Source organism: Niallia circulans (assembly GCF_007273535.1).
GTDB classification, from domain to species: domain Bacteria; phylum Bacillota; class Bacilli; order Bacillales; family Cytobacillaceae; genus Niallia; species Niallia circulans_B.
This window is the reverse complement of the sequence record NZ_RIBP01000001.1, coordinates 565,515-587,594: the sequence shown is the minus strand read 5'-3', so window position 1 is coordinate 587,594 and position 22,080 is coordinate 565,515. Positions and strand designations below refer to the sequence as shown.

Below are 22,080 nucleotides of genomic sequence, written 5' to 3'. Positions count from 1 at the left end.
GACCAGTATGAGTCTGCATTGCTTGAATACTCAAATAAAAAGAGGAATAGGATTTCCCTATTCCTCTTTAAAATAGTTATTGGATGAAACGGGTAATGTTAGTCCATCTAGTTTCCGACGTTACAGCTGTAACAGAAGTTGTAGTCGTCGTTAAAATACTTACTGTATAAGTGGTTGATCCTGCCACAGGAGGACTATCTACATAAGAGAAAGAGGCATTAAATCTCTCCGTAGCACCAAGAATACCTGCAGCTCCAGACCTAGTAACAGTCTGCTGCGCAATCAATGTTCCATTTCTTCGGATAAGAATGTTAAAGCTAATATTGTAAGACAAATTCAACCCAATAACAAATGCCAGCTGTTGAGAAGTATCAATCTTAATCCTATTATTCCCAGTCACAGAAAGAGTTACTGTATTTAATGTCGTTTCTGTTCCTATTGTGACAGGCGCCGTAGTTGTTGGTTGATCGAAAGAGATAGCAGTTACGGATGGTAAACCACTCGCACCTGTTGCTCCTGTTGGGCCTGTTGCTCCCGTTGGGCCTGCCACTCCTGCTGGACCTGTTGCTCCCGTTGGGCCTGCCACTCCTGCTGGACCTGTCGCTCCGGTTGGACCCGCTACTCCCGCTGGACCTGTTGCTCCCGTTGGACCCGCTACTCCCGCTGGACCTGTTGCTCCCGTTGGACCCGCTACTCCCGCTGGACCTGTTGCTCCGGTTGCTCCAGTCTGACCCGCTACTCCCGCTGGGCCTGTTGCTCCCGTTGGACCTGCCACTCCTGCTGGACCTGTTGCTCCCGTTGCTCCCGTTGGGCCTGCCACTCCCGCTGGACCTGTTGCTCCCGTTGCTCCCGCTACTCCTGCTGGACCTGTCGCTCCGGTTGGACCTGCTACTCCCGCTGGACCTGTCGCTCCCGTTGGGCCTGCCACTCCTGCTGGGCCTGTTGCTCCCGTTGGACCCGCTGCTCCTGCTGGACCTGTCGCTCCCGTTGCTCCGACTGCTCCTGCTGGACCTGTTGCTCCGGTTGCTCCAGTCTGACCCGCTACTCCCGCTGGACCTGTCGCTCCCGTTGGACCGGCTACTCCCGCTGGGCCTGTTGCTCCCGTTGGACCGGCTACTCCCACTGGACCTGTCGCTCCCGTTGGACCCGCTACTCCCGCTGGACCTGTCGCTCCCGTTGGACCCGCTACTCCCGCTGGACCTGTTGCTCCAGTCGGACCCGCTACTCCCGCTGGGCCTGTTGCTCCCGTTGGACCTGTTGCTCCCGCTGGACCTGTTGCTCCCGTTGGGCCTGCCACTCCCGCTGGACCTGTTGCTCCCGTTGGGCCTGCCACTCCTGCTGGACCTGTCGCTCCCGTTGGACCCGCTGCTCCTGCTGGGCCTGTCGCTCCCGTTGGACCCGCTGCTCCTGCTGGGCCTGTTGCTCCCGTTGGACCCGCTACTCCCGCTGGACCTGTTGCTCCTGTTGGACCCGCTACTCCCGCTGGGCCTGTCGCTCCCGTTGGACCTGCCACTCCTGCTGGGCCTGTTGCCCCCGTTGGACCCGCTGCTCCTGCTGGGCCTGTTGCTCCCGTTGCTCCTGTCGGACCTGCTACTCCCGCTGGACCTGTTGCTCCTGTTGGACCTGCTACTCCCGCTGGACCTGTCGCTCCGGTTGCCCCCACTGCTCCCGCTGGGCCTGTTGCTCCCGTTGGACCGGCTACTCCCGCTGGGCCTGTTGCTCCCGTTGGACCCGCTACTCCCGCTGGACCTGTTGCTCCTGTTGGACCTGCTACTCCCGCTGGACCTGTCGCTCCGGTTGCCCCCACTGCTCCCGCTGGGCCTGTTGCTCCCGTTGGACCGGCTACTCCCGCTGGGCCTGTTGCTCCCGTTGGACCGGCCACGCCCGCTGGGCCTGTTGCTCCCGTTGGACCCGCTACTCCCGCTGGACCTGTTGCTCCGGTTGGACCCGCTACTCCCGCTGGACCTGTTGCTCCTGTTGGACCTGCTACTCCCGCTGGACCTGTCGCTCCGGTTGCCCCCACTGCTCCCGCTGGGCCTGTTGCTCCCGTTGGACCGGCTACTCCCGCTGGGCCTGTTGCTCCCGTTGGACCGGCCACGCCCGCTGGACCTGTCGCTCCGGTTGCCCCCACTGCTCCCGTTGGACCGGCTACTCCCGCTGGACCTGTCGCTCCCGTTGGACCGGCTACTCCCGCTGGACCTGTTGCTCCTGTTGGACCTGTCGGACCCGCTACTCCGGCTGGGCCTGTTGCTCCCGTTGGACCTGCTGCTCCGGCTGGACCTGTTGCTCCCGTTGGGCCTGCCACTCCTGCTGGGCCTGTTGCTCCCGTTGGGCCGGCTACTCCGGCTGGACCTGTCGCTCCCGTTGGACCCGCTGCTCCGGCTGGGCCTGTTGCTCCCGTTGCTCCCGTTGGGCCGGCTACTCCTGCTGGGCCTGTTGCTCCCGTTGGGCCGGCTACTCCTGCTGGGCCTGTTGCCCCCGTTGGACCTGCTGCTCCGGCTGGACCTGTCGCTCCCGTTGGACCTGCTGCTCCGGTTGCTCCTGTTGCTCCGGCTGGACCTGTTGCTCCTGTTGGGCCGGCTACTCCCGCTGGACCTGTCGCTCCGGTTGGGCCTGCCACTCCTGCTGGACCTGTCGCTCCCGTTGGACCCGCTACTCCCGCTGGACCTGTCGCTCCAGTCGGACCCGTTGCTCCCGCTGGACCTGTTGCTCCCGTTGGACCCGCTACTCCCGCTGGACCTGTTGCTCCAGTCGGACCCGCTACTCCCGCTGGGCCTGTTGCTCCCGTTGGACCCGCTGCTCCTGCTGGACCTGTCGCTCCCGTTGCTCCGACTGCTCCTGCTGGACCTGTCGCTCCCGTTGGGCCGGCTACTCCCGCTGGACCTGTCGCTCCGGTTGGACCTGCCACTCCCGCTGGACCTGTTGCTCCCGTTGGGCCTGCCACTCCTGCTGGGCCTGTTGCTCCCGTTGGGCCAGCTACTCCTGCTGGACCTGTCGCTCCCGTTGGGCCTGCCACTCCTGCTGGGCCTGTTGCTCCCGTTGCTCCTGTCGGACCCGCTACTCCGGCTGAGCCTGTTGCTCCCGTTGGGCCGGCTACTCCGGCTGGACCGGTTGCTCCCGTTGGACCGGCTACTCCCGCTGGACCTGTTGCTCCGGTTGCTCCAGTCGGACCCGCTACTCCCGCTGGGCCTGTTGCTCCCGTTGGGCCTGTCACTCCTACTGGACCTGTCGCTCCCGTTGGGCCGGCTACTCCTGCTGGACCTGTTGCTCCCGTTGGGCCTGCCACTCCTGCTGGGCCTGTTGCTCCCGTTGGGCCGGCTACTCCTGCTGGACCTGTCGCTCCCGTTGGACCCGCTACTCCCGCTGGACCTGTTGCTCCCGTTGGGCCGGCTACTCCTGCTGGACCTGTCGCTCCCGTTGAACCCGCTACTCCCGCTGGACCTGTTGCTCCAGTCGGACCCGCTACTCCCGCTGGACCTGTCGCTCCCGTTGGACCCGCTGCTCCGGCTGGGCCTGTTGCTCCCGTTGGACCTGCCACTCCTGCTGGGCCTGTTGCCCCCGTTGGACCCGCTGCTCCTGCTGGGCCTGTTGCTCCCGTTGCTCCTGTCGGACCTGCTACTCCCGCTGGACCTGTTGCTCCTGTTGGACCTGCTACTCCCGCTGGACCTGTCGCTCCGGTTGCCCCCACTGCTCCCGCTGGGCCTGTTGCTCCCGTTGGACCGGCTACTCCCGCTGGGCCTGTTGCTCCCGTTGGACCCGCTACTCCCGCTGGACCTGTTGCTCCTGTTGGACCTGCTACTCCCGCTGGACCTGTCGCTCCGGTTGCCCCCACTGCTCCCGCTGGGCCTGTTGCTCCCGTTGGACCGGCTACTCCCGCTGGGCCTGTTGCTCCCGTTGGACCGGCCACGCCCGCTGGGCCTGTTGCTCCCGTTGGACCCGCTACTCCCGCTGGACCTGTTGCTCCGGTTGGACCCGCTACTCCCGCTGGACCTGTTGCTCCTGTTGGACCTGCTACTCCCGCTGGACCTGTCGCTCCGGTTGCCCCCACTGCTCCCGCTGGGCCTGTTGCTCCCGTTGGACCGGCTACTCCCGCTGGGCCTGTTGCTCCCGTTGGACCGGCCACGCCCGCTGGGCCTGTTGCTCCGGTTGGACCCGCTACTCCCGCTGGACCTGTTGCTCCGGTTGGACCCGCTACTCCCGCTGGACCTGTTGCTCCCGTTGGACCTGCTGCTCCGGCTGGACCTGTTGCTCCCGTTGGGCCTGCTGCTCCGGCTGGACCTGTTGCTCCCGTTGGGCCTGCCACTCCTGCTGGACCTGTCGCTCCCGTTGGACCTGCCACTCCTGCTGGACCTGTTGCTCCCGTTGGACCCGCTACTCCCGCTGGGCCTGTTGCTCCCGTTGGACCCGCTGGCCCAGTTGGACCAACAATCCCAATAGCAGTCAACAGCGACACATCATCAACTAAAACAGCAGAACCACCCTGTAAAGGTATTAAGTTAATAAGCAAATATGCTTGAGTTGTTCCCGAAGGTGCTACAGTCGTTGTTAAATTGATGGATTGCCATGTGCTATTTTGAGCATTTGGAAGCCTGCTTGCTGGAATAAACGTTGATAAGCCTGTCCCTAGCTGCTGAAAGCTTGCATTAAAGAAGAAAACTTGAATTAACACTGCAGGTGCAGGAAGTGAACCTGGTCGTGCTAAGGATAAATTCAAATCAAGTGCATCACCTGTACTAGCAGGAACAAACTGACCAATATAAGAGGTTTCCGTTCCTTGTGGAAGTAATGCTGAGTATATACCTGAATTCGAATATTGATTTGTCGTCGTTGCATTAGCAGATGATATCCAGCCATTCAAATTTCCTGTCTCAAAACCACCATTACTAATTAAATTCAGTAAACTCATTTTTCTCTCCTTTCCTATACAAAGATTTAATATCTTTACATACTATGGAAAATCGAAAATACTGAATAAGCTCGTATCCTTTATAAGACACCTATTTTATTTTTTGATTGATTTAACTATTTTTTCTATTAATAGAGCAATCTACTATCTTGAACCATAAATATATAGGTGATGGTTACAAACCTTGAACCTATATGTTTGTTTCAACAACTATTCAAAAAGAAAAAAGGCAACCTTATGGCAGCCTTAATCTCAGAAATATGTAATATAAAATGGCATGAGAGCATTAATTGAACAACATTAACATTTTATTGGATATAATCATAAATATTTTTAACTAATAATAAACAGGTAACTGCAATAAACAATACTCGTACAAAGCTGCTTCCTTTTTTTATAGCAAATCTTGAACCACAAATCGCACCAGCCAGTTGAGCAACTCCCATTATTAATCCATATGTATAGTTTACTTGGCCAAGGAACATAAACATTAATAAACCAGCAATATTACTGCCGAAGTTTAAGAATTTTGCATTTCCTGCTGCCTTTAAAAAATCAAAGCCGATTAATAAAAAAGCAAAAATTAAAAACGATCCTGTACCTGGTCCAAGAAATCCATCATAAAACCCAATGGCGAAAATGGCAGCTAAAAACATGATATAGTGGCGAGGGGATAAGCTTTTTGGCGATGAAATACTGCCCCAATCCTTCTTAAAGATAGTATAAATCGCTACTGCTGCAAGCATGACAAGCATTAATGGTTTCAGCATTTGAGGATCCATTAAGTGAACACACCAAGCCCCGAGCATGGAGCCAATAAAGGTAAGCGGAAATAATTTATATACAGATTTTAAGTCGAGTTTACCAGAACGATAGAACATATATGTACTAGTTAAAGAACCGATAGTTGAAGCTAATTTATTTGTAGCAACAGCTGCAGCTGGATTCATTCCTGTAAATAACAAAGCAGGTAAAGCAATCAGTCCCCCTCCGCCAACTACGGAATCAATAAATGCAGCTAAAAATCCAAAAACAATTAAAATAATTAATAACGATGGGTCAATATCAAACAAATTTCAACACTTCCTTTACTAGTCACTATCTAAATAGTAACTAAACGTTTGATAAATGTAAATAGTTATTGTATCGTTAAAACTAGAGTAAATGGATAATTGGAGGAAAGAAACTGTGAGCGATATTGTACAACAGCTCAAAAAACTAGGCTTTAATGAATATGAAGCTAAATCATATGTTGCGCTTGTGAAATTAGGACCAGCTACGGCCTATCAAGTCAGCAAGGATTCAGGCATTCCAAGAGCTAGAATTTATGATGTTTTGAATACGCTTGTCGATAAGGGGATTGTCTTAAAGGAAGAAATAAATGATGCTGCAAGGTATTCCCCACTCCCTGTGGAAATTTTTCTTCAAAAAGCACAATCAGATTGGGATAATACGTATGAGTTTTTAAACGATTCATTAAAGGAGCTTGAAACATCTGCTAATGAACCAGATAATCGGGTAATAACATTAAAGGACTATCAAACAATTATTAGCTATTGTAAAACATTGATAAAAAAAGCCGAAAAGCAGATTATTATTTCCATCTGGGATGATTTATATAGTGAGCTGCAGGATGATCTTGCGGAGGTTTCCGATAAAGTGTCCTTAAAAGGAATCACCATTCATGTAGACAATCCGGTAAATAATTTAGAGAGCCACCGAATTACACCTTTTACAGAGACTTCGTCAACGGAGCATTGGTTCATTATTTCCATCGATTCAAAAGAGATGCTTTACGGTCCATCCTTTGAGGAGCGGAGTATTGCCTTTTATACAGATGATCCTGTTCATATTTACCTGTTAGAGGATTATGTGTGGCATGATGTATTAGTTAATCGGCTTGTGCGGCGCAGTTCAGATGATTTAGAAAAATGGATAACAAATGAACGCCAAGCATTTTTTACAAAAAAATAACTAAGTTTATATGCAAAATAGTTTACAATTAACTGTAAATAGTCCTTATAATATGGAGACTACCCATAAAAGCTTACAAATCAACAGTGCACATTAGGAGGAATCAGCTTGTCTTTTATACCTAAAGCCATCTTTTTAGATATGGATGGTACAATATTAACTTCTTTTAATAAAGTCAGCTTAAAAACAAAAGAAATTATTGATAATTTACGTGAACAAGGAATCTATGTATTTATTGCGACAGGAAGAGCTTACGATGAGATAGATGAACTAGTTCCGGAAGGCTTCCAGGTTGATGGGTTTATTACTTCAAATGGAATGGCAGGATATATCGAGGATAAGCCTGTTTTTCAGCATTCCCTTTCTCGTGAATTAGTCGAAACCGTGATTGAAAAGGCAAGACAACAAAAAATATATTACGAGTTATTTCCGTATGATTCAGCTCGTATCACTTTAACTCAGGATAAAGATTATGTGGAGCATGAGGTAAGAGATCCTCAGCCCGAAGGTGTTGAGATTAATGAATGGCTTTCACGTAAACAAGCAATAAAAGAAGAGATTGCTTGGAAGGATACTATTGAGGGTAATATGTTCTCAAAGTTTTATTTCTTTGCAAGAACAAAAGAGCATATCAATGCATGGAAAGATGTGCTTAACGAACTTAAGCAGGAAACAGACTTTACTACGTCTACCTCTTCAAGTCATAATGTGGAATTGATGTACGCTAATGTAAATAAAGCAACAGGCATTAAGCAGATGCTGGCTCATTTCGGAATATTAGAAGAAGACATATTAGCGATTGGGGATAGTTATAATGATCTGCCTATGTTTGAATTTGTTCAGTATGCGGTAGCAATGAAAAACGCTGCAGAGCCTATCAAAAAAATCGTGGACGATGTAACAGAATTTACTTGTGATGAAGATGGTGTCTATCAATATCTTTCTAGGTTTTCTTCTGTGAAAATCTAATAAAATACGCTAGGGATTATTTTACACTAGGTGATTTGAGGTGAAACAGATGTATTGGACTCCTTTATTTGAAAATGACGTACCAGCAGCACCCTTCAGCTTCTAATGGAGGGAAATGATGGAATCTCTCCGATAGGGGCTTTTTGACCTTAAACAAAAAATCGGAGGGTATAAAAAATGAAAAACACCTTATTAGGTTCCATATATTTAATTCTCGCTTCTAGTATTTGGGGCGGCATGTATGTTGTTGTGAAGGTTGTGGTGGCATTTATTCCCCCACTTGAACTTGTGTGGCTGCGCTATTTAATTGCTATTTTGGCACTTCTCCTGATAGGATTTGTGACAAAACAAAAATGGAGAATTGAAAAGCGGTTTATTTGGATAATCATTGCCATTGGAATTATTGGCAATGCCATTTCGATTGTTGCACAAGAAACAGGGACGATGCTGTCAACAGCACAAATGGGGGCGATCATTACAGCTTCCACTCCAGCATTTATGGTTATTTTTGCTCGCCTTATTCTTAAAGAAAGCTTAACTATTAAAAAAGGAATCTCTGTATGCTTAGCCACAATCGGTGTTATTCTTATTGTTGGGATTGGGGATATCAATTTGTCCAGTTCACTTGGCGGTGTTTCTCTTGTTATTGCTGCCTTAACATGGGCACTTATGTCTGTTCTTGTGAAACGCATTCCAAGCAGTTACTCACAAATTGTCGTAACAACCTATTCTATTTTAGTGGCACTAATTGTGTTAACACCATTTGTTTTACCACGCTTACCTGAATTGAATATGACACAACTGACTCACCCAACAATTTGGGGTGGACTATTATATTTAGGTGTCATCTCAACAGCAGGCGGCTTTCTTCTTTGGAACCGCGGATTACAAATGCTTAACGCCTCAAGCGGCGGAATTTATTTCTTCTTCCAGCCAGTTGTTGGAACATTGCTTGGCTGGTTGTTATTAGATGAAAAAATCGGTGTTATGTTTTGGATAGGTTCTGTCCTGATTTTAATAGGTGTATTGTTCGTTCTTAAAGAAGAAAAGTAAAAACATAACGGGTTCACTTTAGGAGGGAAACCTCTTAAATTAAGGTTAAATCGTATTTAAATTAGCATTTAAAATTAAATACAAATCACAAATAAAAGAGCAGGAATTCCTGCTCTTTTATTTCTTGATTAAAATACTTTCTAATGTCTCTGCATTATCTTTATCTAAAGTTCCATACCCTTCTTTAACATTGTTGCTAATAATTGTCGCAGTATCATTGTTTTGTTTGAACCAAATTAGATATTCAAATAATCGTTCGGGCATATTCTTATCATACTTGAAAAACAGAGTTGCCTTTACATCTTCTTTTCTAGCCATTTTATGTTCTACATTTGGTTCCCACTTAGTTTTTTTTAATGTCTTTCTTAGCACATCTATCGTTTCTTTATCAGTTATCATTACAGCTTCTTCATAACTTTCATCTGTCTTAACCACTTTAACTTCTACTCTAGTAATTTGATCTAAATCAAATTCGTTCGTACCTTTATTTGTACAGCCTATTAGAAACAATATAAAGATAACACTGATTATAAAGTGAATATTCACTCTCTTTAACAAAAAAATCTCCTCCCACTAAGACTTCATCATTATACACTATTTTCCAATCAAACCCTTTAACTATCTCAAGTAAAGGATGTCATTGATTTTATATTTCTTATTTGTAATTCCCAATCTCTGTTCATGAGTAGGTTTTTCGCCATCAGGTTTTTTGAATGCGAAACAAAAGTTGTAATAGGTTCTTAAAATCGTTAATACTATCTGAGCATATTTCGGATTGAAATTAAAATAATTATAACTTTTCCCATCACCACTAACGGTGGTTAATGGTCCTTCCAAAATGGACAATCCTCTTCTGATTTGTTTATGGAGAAGTTACTAGCGTTATCACTTACATTAAGAATCATAGAAATAATTTCTTCAGGTTCATATGAAAGGTCAGTTGGACAATTTACTAGGTGAAAGTCCTTGTCAATAGAAGCCAATGGATGTTCAATAGGATTATTTGCCCAAATACGTTAATTATGAGTTCCAATCGATAGTTCTTTGTGGAATTGATGGGTTTTAAATATCTCCCAAAAGAAAACCCGTTAGTAAAATTGAGGCTGGAACAATTCAAAAGACAGCCTTTCTAAACACGAATAATAAAATTACATCTAAATTAGAAAAATAAAGGTTGTGTCTAAATAGTTAGTTCGTTTCATTGCGCTGCACCAAATGGCTTTCCGCGGGGAAAGCTTGAGCCTCCTTGTCTTCGCCTGCGGGGTCTCATCCTTTCCTCTATATCCCGCAGGAGTCGAGTGGCCACCGCTCCATTTCACTAAAATTTCTAATTTTTTGTATTTAAACTAAAAACAAAAAACCGAACTATTTAATCGATGGTTGATTTAGTAGTTCGGTCTTTAGGCTGGTTCACATACTTGTATCCCAGCCTCATTCTTGTATTAAATTCATCCTATGTTTACTATTTTTGTGCCGTGTACTTCATTCACCTGCAAAGCGTCTAACACTCCAGCTAAGTTTTGAAAATTTATGCCAGCTCCTGGTAAAATAATGATTCGATTTGCCGCATATTCAATCAGCTTCTTTAAATGCGGAAAGTTAGCTTCTATGCTGTTTTGTGAACTGCCACCATGTGTCAAAATTCTGCTAACATTCTTTTCCGCAAGCCAATCAATTGCTCTAAATTGATTCTCTTCTGACAATTCATCAAATGCCATATGAAAAGTAATTTCCATACCACCCGATATACTTATCAGCTGTGAAGTCAATTCTTCATCAATCCATCCATTCTTCAAGCATCCAAAAACCACTCCATCAGAATCAAGCTGCAGGCACACTTGAATATCATTTGCCATTATCTCTGCCTCTTCATGACTATATTCGAAGTTTCCTCCTCTTGGTCTGATCATAGTCATCACCGTAACATCAGCATGATGGGCTAGCTCAACCGCTTTTTTTATTACTCCATAAGAGGGAGTTGTTCCCCCTACAGCTAGGTTGTCACAAAGTTCAATCCTTTTTGCCCCTGCATTGATAGCTGCAGGAATATTGGTCAGATTTTCTGCACAAAACTCTTTAATCACAATAACTCATCTCCTAAAATTACTTGACCTTTAACTCTTAGATAACTATTAAAACCACATAGGGTGTAAGCGTTTTTTCGACCTGTTTATTATAACATTTATAATTATTTATTTATGCATATAACTTGATAACTGCCTGCTTTCGTATTTCATAAAAATCACACATTCTGTCATTCAACCACAATGTCTAAGTACTTTATTAAGTTATGCATATACTTCCTTTTTCACATAACACCTAATGCTTTCAAAATAATGGCCAAAACAATAATGGCAAGGATTGCTCTAGTTGAATTGAAGTGTTTTTTGCCTAATAACCAGTAGATGACACCAACTAAAATAGCAGGAACCATCATCGGCATGATTTGGTCCAGTGTTTCTTGAATGTTTAATTTTACATCACCTGTTTTAAATGTTAATGCTATTGGTGCTTTAATAACAGATGGTATCATCGCACCAATAACGGTAACTCCCAGTAATGTCGCTGCGTTAGTCAATGCATTTAAGTGACCAGACATACTGCTAACTAATTTAACGCCTTGCTTATAGCCAATTCGGACAGAAAAGTATCGGAAAATAAGAATAATTACATTCACTAATAACCATATCACTACACCAATTGCATTTCCCTTTAAAGCAAGATACGAGGCCACTGACCCAAATACGGTCGGAAAAAGCACACCAAAAATCGTATCACCAACACCTGCAAATGAACCCATCAAACCAGTTTTTAAGCTGGCTACCGTATCTTTTGCTTTATATCCTTCCGCTTCTTCTGCAGCGATATCCATTCCAAGAATAAATCCACCCATATGAGGTGTCGTATTAAAGAATTGACTTTGGACTCGCATCATGTCTTGAAGTTTATCAGAATCCTCACCGTATAATTTTTCTAATACCGGTAATGTAGAGTAAAGGTATCCACCCCCCATCATACGTTCATAATTCCAGGAAAGCTGACTTCCGATTAACCAGTTCATACTTACTTTGTCTAAGTCTTTTTGATTAATTTTCGTATTCATCTTCGCTTAACCCTCCTTCAGCTTGTACAGGTGCTACACTTACATTTCCTATTTGTTGTTCACTAATTAACTGCTTAAATTGAAGAATCGCAAGAGCAAATCCAAGTAAAGCTACTCCAAACATCGGCATATGCAAATATGTAACTGCAATGAAACCAATCAGCAAATACGTGATAAAATTCTTGACTGGCAAGTAGCGTAACAAAATTGCTATACCAACTGCTGGCAGCATCCCCCCAGCAATCGATAATCCGCCTGTTAACCATTCTGGTATTACATTAGAGATAAACGCAACAATACTTTCTCCAAAGCTGAATACTAGAAAAATCGGTAACCCCCGTGACAATCCCCAACTAAGTGTGCCTAACAAATGAAACGTTCTAATTTTGGAAAGATTCATCTCCTTGATTCCATGATCAATTCTTCTCTGAAAGAAAACATTACAAAAACGAGCTAAAATATCTAGTTGAATCATTAACAAAGCTACTGGAACTGCCAAACCAATCCCGAATTCAACACCTTTTCCACTTATTACGGCAAATGCTGTTCCCACAATGGATGCTGTCATATAATCAGGAACACTGGCACCACCGTATGCCTGAATTCCAAGTCCCATTAATTGTAAAGTAGCACCTACAGCTAACCCTGTTTTTACATCACCCATCACAAGTCCTGTGATTGTTCCCATGATTAAAGCTTGGTTGGCAAAAACATTTATCCCTAAATTCTCGACAATTGCATAAAATCCCAATAATGACAGAACGATAATTTGCCAAACTTCAATATTCATTCATTTCCCTACTTTCCATAAATCTGTGAAAATGATTTTTCCTCTTCCATTGGAACCATTTGAGCAGTAACAAACACACCTTGCTTTTCATAATCTAATAGTTTTGAAATAACTGCTTCCGTTAAAAATAATGATTTTTTTATTTGTACTGTTCCTTCTTTAGAACTGGCATTTCCTAAATTAAATCGTTCGATTGGAACACCTGACTCAATCAAGTCAAAAATAGTCTGGACTTCTTTGGCAATAACCATCACTTTTTGACCTTGATATACACCCTGTTTCAACCTTGTTGAAGCTGTATCGGTTTTTAAAATACTCAATTTAATTCCACCTGGAACAGCTGTCTGCAAGGAGGCTTTTGCGATTGGGTCATAAACAACATTGTCATCTACAATCATGACACGGGTTGCTCCTAAGTTCCCTAGCCAAAGTGTTGCCACTTGTCCATGGATAAGGCGTTCATCAAGGCGGACATGCAGAATGCCTAATTGACTCATTTTCTTATCCTTCATCAGCTCTCCTCCTGTTATTTTTTCTTGATTTACCAATACATTCTGGTTGGCACTTGAACGTATACCGTCTTTGCCTTCAGCACTAATGATAGTAGCAATTTTAGTAACGCTATTATTTGGAATAAAGCGCTCACTATATGCCTGAATCAGCATTGGTACATTCAGTCCAGAAACAATTTCCATTTTCCCAGCATGTTGCTGCACAAGCTGATTTGCTTGATTAAATGGTGTTCCTCCCCAAAGGTCAACAAGAAATAAAAGCTCATCCTCTTTCTCAAAAGCCGCTACTATTGCTTCCAATCTACTCCTAAATTGTTCCGGGCTTTCTTCTGGCATTAGAAGACACACTTCTACTTTGTCTTGCGTGCCCATAATCACATCCCCAGTTTGCTTCATTCCGCTTGCAAACTCACCATGACTGGCAAGAATAATTCCTATCCCCATTTGTTATCCTCCTTTAACGTCAATTCAATGACAGGGATTAATTCATTCGGTTCACGAATCGGCAGGTTTAACATCAACATTGTGGGATCGAGTGCTTCTTTAATATGAACTTCTGTAATTTCTTTATAGAGATTTGTTGTGGCTGCTCTTTCTCCGCCTAGATTTTTCGTATCGGTAAAACGAATTTCTGAACCGTCATTTAAAAGACGCGCAAAAGATACTTTTCCACCAAGTGCAGGCAATAGAATCGTACGATATGGCCAGCTAAATATGTGTAGAAATAATTTATTTCCTGTTTGGGTGTAACGACAATCTAATGGTGCAGGATATTTACTTGCTGTTGCTCCATAAATGGAGTTGCCATGTCGTTTTAACCAATCACCTACTTCCGTTAAAATGGAATCGCTGTTTTCCTCCCAAAGACCTCTGGCATTTGGACCAACATTCATGGTCAAATTCCCACCCTTTGAGACTGTATCGACTAATTGTTTGGCAACCATCCTACTAGATTTAAAGGTAAGATTATCACGGTCATATCCCCAACTATTATTCAATGTTTGCACAGTTTCCCAAATATCCTCTTCCTTTTCCATTCCTTTACTTCTAGCAAATTGTTCCGGTGTCTGTACACCTCGATTTAACCCAAGACGATCGTTTATAAAAATATTAGGTTGAATCGAATAAATCATTTTTTCTAATGCAACACTGTCCCAATCATCAGCTCCCTTGCCAATAGAAGTCCCCCAATCTCTGGACTTATAGGAGAAATCAAACCAGAGATAGTCAATCGTTCCATAGTTTATTAATAGTTCTTTTACCTGTGCAAACATATATGCACGATAGTTTTCCATGTTACCGTTATGAGTAGCCTTGTATTCTGCATGATTCCTCATTGGGTGATATCCATCCACAAGAAAATCAGGATGATTCCAATCAAGAAGGGAGTAATAGATTCCTATTTTCAACCCTTCTTTTCGAAACGCATGAATTAATTCACTAAGCAAATCTTGTTTATATGGTGTGTTTGTTACTTTATATGAAGTTTCTTTTGTATCCCATAAGCAAAAGCCTTCATGATGTTTTGCTGTGATGATGACATATTTAAATCCAGCTTCTTTTGCTTTTTTTGCCCATTTTTTTGCATCTAACAAATCAGGATTGAACTGTTCAAAATACTTTTTATACTCCTCAAAACTGATTTCCTCCAATGTTTGCACCCATTCATGCCTTGCCGCAATGGAATATAAACCAAAGTGAATAAATAACCCATATCTACTTTCTGAAAGCCATTTCCGATTGGTTGTTATCGTCATTTGTACCCTCCTGTAAACTTAATGTTTGGTTTAGTGATATGATATCGCTTACATTTACATTTTTCTATATGTGAAGACATTTTTGACGTTTGTTCAAAAATGAGTTCATCACTTAAAAGTAAGCAGAATATGTCTGATCCGGGACAGAAGAACATGCAAAAAACGAATATGACTCAATGACCAATCGCAAAGCAGTCCTTTTAGCAAATCTTGATATGTTAACTGTCCGTAAAACAATGCATGAAGTATTCAAGCTGGATATTTTGACCTTTATTCATTTGATTGCATTAATTGCCGGAACACCAACAATTATGTCTAATGAAGCAATGGCTAATATGGCCAAACGTTTTACATCAAATGGACAACACTTAATGGAATTGTGCTAAAATTTTTAAAAGATAATTTTTTATTGAGGAGGAAACAGAAAGATGAAGGAAACGCGCAGAGAGCAAATTTTGTCTTTATTAAAAAAACACAAAAAGTTGGAGAATTCCAGCCTTCAAAACGAATTATTCTGTTCCCTTTCCACTCTTAGGCGGGAATTATTGCTGTTAGAGAAAGAAGGATTAATACGCAGATACAGAGGCGGAGTAGTTTTAGAAGTTGAAAAAAACCATATCATTTCCACTCGTTATCGTGAAAATGTCATGATCTTAGAAAAGGAGCATATCGCCGAAATTGCCAGTACATTTATTGGTCCAGGAATGAGCCTGTTCATTGACGCCAGCTCAACAGCGAAATCTCTTTTACCTTATTTAGCGAAACTATCAAACGGTGTCATTATCACAAATGGATTAAAAATTGCCTATGAGTTATTACATGTTACTCAACAAGACACTAAAATATATATGATTGGCGGGGAAGCTATTAAGGATGCTGAGAGCATTGTTGGTGATTATGGAAATTCCTTTCTCGAGCTATTCCACATCGATTTATGCATTCTAAGTTCCACTGGAGTTGATCTAACCGGTATTTATGAAGCAAACTTTGCCCAAGCTTTATTTAAGAAAAAAGTTATGCGCTTAGCTGAACAAAGCTTATTATTAGTCGATTATACAAAGTTTGGAAAAAAACACGCATACAAGTTTTCTGACTGGTCTTCTTTTGAAAGTGTCATAACTAATCATCAACCTAGCACAGAGTATCTTCAATTAGCAAAAAAATTAGGGGTGGAATTTTTATACTAAAAAAAGCCGTCGAGAGCTCCTCGACAGCCTAGCTGTTTATTGAACAATTCCCCTTGTCCATCCATATTTTCGATCCGCTCTGTTTAACACCACGAATAAAAAGTACAAGATTAGCAAGTATAATGGGAAATATGTTTCTTGTTTCATTATTTTTTGTGTTGCAGCAATTGTTTCCTCTTGACTGCCTATTTTCCAATCTGTATTTAAGTCCGTATAGGATTTTCCTGTAACTTTCTGATTATGGTTAACACCACCAGAATAACTTAATCCGGTTAATACTAGACTGCGCTTATCATCTGCATAAGCATTTATCGGAATTTCATTTATCGCATCTTTTGTTGCTGTCATTTTTTCTTTTAATACTAACTCATTTTGGTTCGATTCCTGAAGTTTTTTAATAACAGGCGATTTTTTAATGAAATCACTCGAGTTAATTACTTCATTATTTTGCATACTCACATCCGCTATTTCTATAATTGATCCAGATTTGTCAGTAGTTACGACAGAATATTTTTTAGTTCTATCAATCGAATCAATCGGAATAGACCAGTTTCCATTAGCATCTGCTTTTACCCATGTTAGCATATTATCTGCAGCATATAGTTTTATTGTCGCATTTGCTTCACTAGTTCCAGTAATCCACATTATGCCATTATTATCTACATTAGATATTATCGCTTTAGTATTATTTTTCACATTACCACTATCCTGGATATTAGATTTGATCGGAGTTCCTTCCAAGACAGGCATGACGGTAATAAAGGTATACATACGATTGTTTCCTTGCGCATCTGTAGCAATTATCTTGATTTTCGCATTAACCTTTTGCGAATTAATAGAGATCGACCAGTTTCCTAAGCTATCTGCAACGGTTCTTTTTTTGCTGCCATCGGAAAACACTGCGGTTATAAATGCATTTGCATCACTAGTTCCTCTTATTTCTAAACTATTAACATTAATATCTCTGGCAATCAGTTTAGTTAGCGTATTGTTGCTCGCACCTGATTGATTCCCAGCATTTATATTTGTAGCTGGTGTTCCTGGCTTCACAGTTGTTCCTGGTGCTTGTGCCCCATTTCCACCAGTCCCAGGAGTTGACGGTGAGTTACCTGTTGTACCTGGTATTCCTGACTCTTTATCATCTGAAGGTCCATCTTGCTGGACCGGTTTAACTGTACCTGCAATTTCTTCATTCTCAACTAGAATTGAAGGTACAACTGTTGTCGGCTCTGGTGCTGCATTATCCGAATTGCTATCTGTTTCAGTTGGTGGAACAACAACTGGTGCTGTTACTGGTGGAACAATCTCCGCTCCAATACTGGAATAACCATTTAATGTAGCAAACATCATTTGGCTTCTGATTCCTGCTGCATTTATTGAAGTGATTCTTAATTCTCTGCTAAAGGCTTGAGGTGTAATTCGTACACTCCATTTCCCTTCGTTATTAGCTGTTGTCGTTACTTCACTGTCATCTGGAAGGGTTACGATAATTTTTGCATTCGCTTCACTTTCTCCGCTGATTTCTCCGGTTTTTTCATTTACCGTTTTAATTACTGGGTGTTGTGGTGCCTTTGTGTCTGGTATTTCTACTTGCTCTTGTGGTGTTTCTGTATTTGGTACTTTTACTTCTGGTGTTTCGATTTCTGGTACTTCTGTATTTGGTACTTCTACTTCTGGTGTTTCGATTTCTGGTACTATCGTTGGCTCTATTGTGGCAGAACCTGACTCACTTGTGTTTCCTGCTGCATCAACTGCTTTAATTTTTACTACCATACTACTCAACGACGGTGTGGTAGTTACTGTCCACTTTCCTTCCGCATCAGCGATTGTTGTCACTTCGCTGCCATCTGGAAGAGTTACGATGATTTTCGCATTTGCTTCGCTTTCTCCAGTGATCTCACCTGTTTTTGCATCTACCATTTTTATTACTGGTTGTTGCGGTGCCTCTGTGTCTGGTAATTCTACTTGCTCTTGTGGTATTTCTGTACTTGGTACTTCTGTTGCTGGTGTCTCGATTTGTGGTACTTCAACTTCTGGTGTTTCTATAGCTGGCATTTCTGGATTTGGTGCTTCGATAATTGGTATTTCAATTTCTGGTATTATCGTTGATTTCATTGTCGCAGTAACTGTCTCACTTATGTTTCCTGCTGCATCAATAGCTTTAATTCTTAATTCCATACTGCTCATGGATGGAGTGATGGTTACTGTCCATTTTCCTTCCGCATCAGCAGTTGTGGTTACTTCACTGCCATCTGGTAGGCTCACAATGATTTTTGCATTTGCTTCGCTTTCTCCAGTAATCTCACCTGTTTTTGCATCTACCGTTTTTATTACTGGTTGTTGCGGTGCCTCTGTGTCTGGTAATTCTACTTGCTCTTGTGGTATTTCTGTACTTGGTACTTCTGTTGCTGGTACTTCTGTTGCTGGTGTCTCGATTTGTGGTACTTCAACTTCTGGTGTTTCTATAGCTGGCATTTCTGGATTTGGTGTTTCGATAATTGGTATTTCAATTTCTGGTATTATCATTGATTCCATTGTCGCAGTAACTGTCTCACTTGTATTTCCTGCTGCATCAATAGCTTTAATTCTTAATTCCATTCTGCTCATGGATGGAGTGATGGTTACTGTCCATTTTCCTTCCGCATCAGCAGTTGTGGTTACTTCACTGCCATCTGGTAGGCTCACAATGATTTTTGCATTTGCTTCACTTTCTCCACTAATCACACCTGTTTTTGCATCTACTGTTTTAATGACTGGTTGTTGCGGTGCTTCGGTGTCTGGTATTTCTGTACTTGGTTCTTCTGTTGCTGGCTCTTCAATTACCGGTACTTCTACTTCCGGTGTTTCAATTTCTGGTACTTCAATAACTGGTATTATCATTGATTCCATTGTCGCAGTAACTGTCTCACTTATATTTCCTGCTGCATCAATAGCTTTAATTCTTAATTCCATACTGCTCATGGATGGAGTGATTTTTACCGTCCATTTCCCTTCTCCATTAGCTGTTGTCGTTACTTCGCTTCCGTCTGGAAGTGTTACGATGATTTTCGCATTTGCTTCACTTTCTCCACTAATCACACCTGTTTTTGCATCTACTGTTTTAATGACTGGTTGTTGCGGTGCCTCTGTGTCTGGTAATTCTACTTGCTCTTGTGGTACTACTGTACTTGGTTCTTCTGTTTCTGGCTCTTCAATTACCGGTACTTTTACTTCAGGTATTTCAATTTCTGGTTCTTCAATTACCGGTTCTTCTACTTCTGGTGTTTCAATTTCTGGTATTATCGTAGATTGCATTGTCGCAGCAACTGTCTCACTTGAGTTTCCTGCTGCATCCACCGCTTTGATTGTTAATTCCATACTGCTCCTAGAAGGAGTGATCATTACTGTCCATTTTCCTTCCGCATCAGCAGTTGTCGTTACTTCGCTTCCGTCTGGAAGAGTTACGATAATTTTCGCATTTGCTTCGCTTTCTCCAGTGATACCGCCTGTTTTTGCATCTACTGTTTTAATGACTGGTTGTTGCGGTGCCTCTGTGTCTGGCATTTCTACTTGCTCTTGAGGTGTTTCTGTACTTGGTTCTTCTGTTGCTGGCATTTCTGTACTCGGTTCTTCTGTTGCTGGTGTTTCTTCATTTGGTTCTTCTGTTGCTGGTGTTTCTACACTCGGTACTTCTGTTTCTGGTGTTTCTTCATTCGGTACTTCTGTTGCTGATGTTTCTTCACTTGGTTCTTCTGTTTCTGGTATTTCTGTACTCGGTACTTCTGTTTCTGGTGTTTCTTCACTTGGTTCTTCTGTTGCTGGTGTTTCTACACTCGGTACTTCTGTTGCTGGTGTTTCTTCATTCGGTACTTCTGTTGCTGGTGTTTCTTCACTTGGTACTTCTGTTTCTGGTATTTCTGTACTCGGTTCTTCTGTTGCTGGTGTTTCTTCACTTGGTTCTTCTGTTGCTGGTGTTTCTTCACTTGGTTCTTCTGCTTCTAGCGCTTCTTCACTTGGTTCTTCTGCTTCTGGCGCTTCTTCACTTGGTTCTTCTGTTGCTGGTGTTTCTTCGCTCGGTTCTTCTGTTGCTGGTATTTCTGTACTCGGTACTTCTGTTGCTGGTGTTTCTTCACTTGGTACTTCTGTTGCTGGTATTTCTGTACTCGGTTCTTCTGTTGCTGGTGTTTCTTCACTTGGTACTTCTGTTGCTGGTATTTCTGTACTCGGTACTTCTGTTGCTGGTATTTCTGTACTCGGTACTTCTGTTGCTGGTATTTCTGTACTCGGTTCTTCTGTTGCTGGTATTTCTGTACTCGGTTCTTCTGTTGCTGGTGCTTCTTCACTCGGTTCTTCTGTTGCTGGTGTTTCTGTACTTGGTTCTTCTGTTGCTGGTATTTCTGTACTCGGTTCTTCTGTTGCTGGTGTTTCTTCACTTGGTACTTCTGTTGCTGGTATTTCTGTACTCGGTACTGCTATTTCAGTTATAATCGTTGCTTTCATTGTGGCAAAAACTGATTCACTTGTGTTTCCTGCTGCATCAACTGCTTTAACTAATAAATTTCTGCTGAAGGTTTGGGAAGTGATGTTTACAGACCATTTACCTTCTGCACTAGCTATTGTCATTACTTCGTTTCCATTTGGAAGGGTTACAATGATTTTTGCATTTGCTTCACTTTCTCCACTGATTTCACCAGTTTCTCCATCTATCGTTTTTATTACTGGCTGTTGTGGTGCTTCTGTATCTGGGATTACTACTGCTGCAACCGTTACAGAGGTTGCACCACTTGTGTTTCCTGCTGCATCTGTTGCTGTTACTTTCACTTCTGTGTTTGCTTTTTGTGGATTAATGGCGATTGACCATTTACCAGTAGAATCCGCAGGTGTTGTTTTTTGCGTTCCATCTGGAAGCGTGGCTTTTACTACAGCTCCTGGCTCGCTTGTTCCTGTTAGTTCTGTGTCTTTTTCATTGATTGGTTTTACATAAGGTTTTTCTGGCGCAACAGTATCCACATATGATGTTGCTAATGTTGAGATTGCTCCAGTACTATTTAGTACATTTGCTTCTAATAAGACTGTATCAAACACGCCTGCTTTTGATGTTAGTTTTCCTTCAACACTTGGAGGTAGTTCATTGTATCCTAAGTTTTTTAAATTAATGCTTAATGTGAACACTGTCGGAGATCCGATACCTATGCCTAACAAGTGCGGTATACTAACACCTACACACAAAGTATCATTATTAGTTATAAGACCTTCTCCAGTCACTGTGCCAATATTATTTAAAGTAACAGCCTCTCCAACACCTATATACGGAATAGAGTAAGAAATTGTCGTTGCTGTTTTAAAATTGCTTTTACTCATCAATCCAGCGAATTCCTTCGGCAGCTGAAAAACTGGGACATAATTGCTTATAAGGCCAATATTAGCTAGCTGAAGTCCTGTACTTTTTAATGTTAATACGCCGTTATTATATGAAGAATCTAAATGAAGACTTCCCAAAAGACTTATTGTCGCAGCAGATGTCTTTTCTTGCTCAAAAGACATGGTCTCCTTTTGAAATGAATAGGGAGTCAGTATCATCACAATAGTTAATACTGCGATAAGTAAAAATTTTTGTTTTATCTCATTTAATTTAATCTTCATAATCATAACAACCTTTCCTTAACGTTTAATATACTAGTATTATCTGTATTTAGGAGGAGTTTGGTAATAGTCAATGCTTCCCTTTTCCTAATAATAAGCATTTATAGGAATGACTTACTAGTCATAACCACCTAAGAAAAGACCATTTTCCTATAAAAAAAAAGCTAGTAAACACTCTAGCTTTGACATGCAGTAATTATAGGAATG

Annotated in this window: 14 protein-coding genes; 5 read left to right on the top strand and 9 right to left on the bottom strand. The window is 42.7% G+C overall.

Annotation, left to right across the window (positions count from 1 at the left end; all coding sequences use genetic code 11):
- Window positions 1-76: 76 nt before the first annotated feature.
- Both CEQ21_RS03860 and CEQ21_RS03855 read right to left on the bottom strand, forming a co-directional pair.
- Window positions 77-4,906, bottom strand: coding sequence for an NTTRR-F1 domain (locus CEQ21_RS03860; RefSeq protein WP_185763333.1), 4,830 nt, complete (start codon window positions 4,904-4,906; stop codon window positions 77-79).
- A gap of 308 nt (window positions 4,907-5,214) precedes the next feature.
- Window positions 5,215-5,979: a TSUP family transporter gene (locus CEQ21_RS03855; RefSeq protein ID WP_185763332.1), complete on the bottom strand. Its 765-nt coding sequence runs from the start codon at window positions 5,977-5,979 to the stop codon at window positions 5,215-5,217.
- A gap of 115 nt (window positions 5,980-6,094) precedes the next feature.
- Here CEQ21_RS03855 and CEQ21_RS03850 point away from each other — a divergent pair, with 115 nt between their 5' ends.
- The 3 genes from CEQ21_RS03850 (at window position 6,095) to CEQ21_RS03840 (ending at window position 8,902) form a co-directional block, all read left to right on the top strand.
- Window positions 6,095-6,880, top strand: coding sequence for a TrmB family transcriptional regulator (locus tag CEQ21_RS03850; protein WP_185763331.1), 786 nt, complete (start codon window positions 6,095-6,097; stop codon window positions 6,878-6,880).
- A 108-nt stretch (window positions 6,881-6,988) separates the two neighbouring features.
- Entirely contained in the window at window positions 6,989-7,849 is an 861-nt protein-coding gene (locus CEQ21_RS03845) for an HAD family hydrolase (RefSeq protein WP_185763330.1), read from the top strand.
- A gap of 177 nt (window positions 7,850-8,026) precedes the next feature.
- Entirely contained in the window at window positions 8,027-8,902 is an 876-nt protein-coding gene (locus CEQ21_RS03840; RefSeq protein ID WP_185763329.1) for a DMT family transporter, read from the top strand.
- Between the two features lie 117 nt (window positions 8,903-9,019).
- Here the strand turns inward: CEQ21_RS03840 and CEQ21_RS27065 are convergent, their stop codons facing one another.
- The 6 genes from CEQ21_RS27065 to CEQ21_RS03810 all read right to left on the bottom strand — a co-directional run bounded on the left by CEQ21_RS27065 (window position 9,020) and on the right by CEQ21_RS03810 (window position 15,064).
- Window positions 9,020-9,460: a hypothetical protein gene (locus CEQ21_RS27065; protein WP_235907153.1), complete on the bottom strand. Its 441-nt coding sequence runs from the start codon at window positions 9,458-9,460 to the stop codon at window positions 9,020-9,022.
- Window positions 9,461-10,350: 890 nt separating this feature from the next.
- On the bottom strand, window positions 10,351-10,986 hold the full coding sequence (locus tag CEQ21_RS03830) for a copper homeostasis protein CutC (protein ID WP_185763328.1): 636 nt from the start codon (window positions 10,984-10,986) through the stop codon (window positions 10,351-10,353).
- Window positions 10,987-11,210: 224 nt separating this feature from the next.
- Complete coding sequence (locus CEQ21_RS03825; protein ID WP_185763327.1) at window positions 11,211-12,005, bottom strand: PTS system mannose/fructose/sorbose family transporter subunit IID; 795 nt, start codon at window positions 12,003-12,005, stop codon at window positions 11,211-11,213.
- Entirely contained in the window at window positions 11,989-12,795 is an 807-nt protein-coding gene (locus CEQ21_RS03820; RefSeq protein WP_185763326.1) for a PTS mannose/fructose/sorbose/N-acetylgalactosamine transporter subunit IIC, read from the bottom strand. The genes CEQ21_RS03825 and CEQ21_RS03820 overlap by 17 nt, the downstream gene beginning before the upstream one ends.
- An 8-nt stretch (window positions 12,796-12,803) precedes the next feature.
- A complete protein-coding gene (locus CEQ21_RS03815) occupies window positions 12,804-13,751 on the bottom strand; it encodes a PTS sugar transporter subunit IIAB (RefSeq protein WP_185763325.1) in 948 nt (315 codons plus the stop codon).
- Entirely contained in the window at window positions 13,742-15,064 is a 1,323-nt protein-coding gene (locus CEQ21_RS03810; RefSeq protein WP_185763324.1) for an alpha-L-fucosidase, read from the bottom strand. The genes CEQ21_RS03815 and CEQ21_RS03810 overlap by 10 nt, the downstream gene beginning before the upstream one ends.
- Window positions 15,065-15,240: 176 nt before the next feature.
- On the opposite strand from CEQ21_RS03810, the gene CEQ21_RS03805 reads away from it, so the two are divergent.
- Window positions 15,241-15,450 carry a class II aldolase/adducin head domain-containing protein gene (locus tag CEQ21_RS03805; protein ID WP_185763323.1) on the top strand — a complete coding sequence of 70 codons (210 nt, stop codon included), beginning with the start codon at window positions 15,241-15,243 and terminating at the stop codon, window positions 15,448-15,450.
- 42 nt (window positions 15,451-15,492) lie between these two features.
- Entirely contained in the window at window positions 15,493-16,251 is a 759-nt protein-coding gene (locus tag CEQ21_RS03800) for a DeoR/GlpR family DNA-binding transcription regulator (protein WP_185763322.1), read from the top strand.
- A gap of 36 nt (window positions 16,252-16,287) precedes the next feature.
- Here CEQ21_RS03800 and CEQ21_RS03795 read toward each other — a convergent pair whose 3' ends face one another.
- Window positions 16,288-21,873 carry an Ig-like domain-containing protein gene (locus CEQ21_RS03795; RefSeq protein WP_185763321.1) on the bottom strand — a complete coding sequence of 1,862 codons (5,586 nt, stop codon included), beginning with the start codon at window positions 21,871-21,873 and terminating at the stop codon, window positions 16,288-16,290.
- Window positions 21,874-22,080 lie beyond the last annotated feature (207 nt).